The organism is Vreelandella neptunia (assembly GCF_022489065.1).
Taxonomy (GTDB): Bacteria; Pseudomonadota; Gammaproteobacteria; order Pseudomonadales; family Halomonadaceae; genus Vreelandella; species Vreelandella neptunia_A.
Window position 1 is genome coordinate 1 of record NZ_JAKVTW010000050.1, and the last position, 1673, is coordinate 1673.

Annotated in this window: 1 protein-coding gene; it reads right to left on the reverse strand. The window is 53.0% G+C overall.

What is annotated here, in order from left to right; all coding sequences use genetic code 11:
• Positions 1-47: 47 nt before the first annotated feature.
• Entirely contained in the window at positions 48-1421 is a 1374-nt protein-coding gene (locus tag MLE19_RS22755) for an IS110 family transposase (protein WP_240720605.1), read from the reverse strand.
• Positions 1422-1673: the final 252 nt, after the last annotated feature.

Genomic DNA, 1673 nt, shown 5'->3' on the forward strand with positions numbered 1-1673 from the left:
AGCGAGAAGTGTTCAGGGAGTCCGACATCAAGAGAGCGGTAGCCTTCCTAAGAAACCCGTTGACCGGGGTCTGATATTGGGGACAATTCAAAGCCTAATGATTGCGCACGGCGTTGTAAGTTGCGAACAATACGTTGATGGTAGCGTTCCTCATAGTAGTCAGCACCAGGGTCTTGATAAACCCAGCCGTAGCGCAGGACGTTGTAGAATAAAACGGCAATTTTCCTTGCTGTCGCAGTGACAGCTTTGGCCTTGCCTAGGCGACTCGCCAATCGGCGGTAAAAAGCACCAAGGCCTGTTTGAGAGCGCCCAATCGTGGTAGCCGCCAGACGCAGCAAGGCAGCTGCTCGATTCTTGGTTCGTCGGGTTCTTGACGATAGCACTTTGCCACCAGAAATCTTGCTTCCCGGTGACAACGCTAGCCAAGAGGTAAAGTGCTTGACCGTGGGCCAGCGACTCATATCGGTGCCACACTCGCTAATTAGCTTGAGTACCAAGTAGGGACCAAGACCATGAATCTGGGTTAGGTCAATGCCCAGCACCTGAAATAGAGCACTGCGTACATCGAATGCCGGTGCATTAGGGTTGGCATCCCGATGCCGAGCGGCAGGCAGCGAGCTTTCCGGCATTGGCGTTGCAAGTGAAAGCCGTTTGAGAGTCGCTTCAATAAACTGATCGCATTCGGCGACATGCTCATGGTAGGTGTCGTACAAGGAGAGAGACTGACGCAGTGCGAGTAGATGTTCCTCGCGGTAGTGGCCCTCCAAGCTTTGACGAATTGTTTCCTCGCTGGCTTTACAGCGCGGATCACGAAAGGAGGCTAGTACAACGGAGTCATGCTGCCCCTGGGCAATAGCGCGCAGAATCCGCATCCCTGTTTTACCGGTGATATCGGACACAACATGATGAAGTTGCAAGTTCATCTCCATCAATGCTTTCTGCATATGCTGAATATGAGAGGCACAATATTCCAGTAACCGTTCCCGCTGGCGTAGTAACGCTCGTAGACTGGCAAGCTCTTGAGTCGGACGAAAGCTGCCACGTAGCAGGCCATAGGAATGCAAGCGTTGCAGCCACTGTGCATCGTTGATATCTGTCTTACGCCCTGGGACATTCTTGGCCTCACGGGCATTGACCAAAATCACGTCAAAACCGCGTTCTTCCAAGAGTTCGTAAACGGGGATCCAATACACCCCTGTCGATTCCATTGCGATGGTCACGATGTTCTTTTCCGCTAACCAATCAGCTAGGCGACGCAAATCGCCCGTAAAGGTATCAAAACGTCGTACCGGTTGCGGATCCCGATCAGGGGGGATCGCTACAACATGAAAACGTGAACCAATATCTATCGCTGCGGCATTAGGGTGGACGACTTGTAGCTTGTCCCGTTGATGCGTGGAACGGGAGGATTGACGAGCCATGACAGCATCTCCTCAGCAACCGTAAATGACGGAAGGGCCAGAGGAGGTGGCGTTGATAACATCTACCTTCCTAACCGGGATCACCTCAAACGGTGTCGCCACTTTCAAGTCCAGAACGCCACCCGAGCCACGTTTTTTAACGGGGTCGACCACCAAAAAGCCAACGGCTGCGCCCCTGGCACCCAAGCTGAGTATAGGGCGCCGTCGGGTTTCTGTACCTACAAGCGGGTGCCAACCCATAACGGTTTTTTA

Coding starts and splice junctions, on each gene's coding strand:
- MLE19_RS22755 (WP_240720605.1), bottom strand. CDS start 1,421: ATGGCTCGTCAATCCTCCCGTTCCACGCATCAACGGGACAAGCTACAA.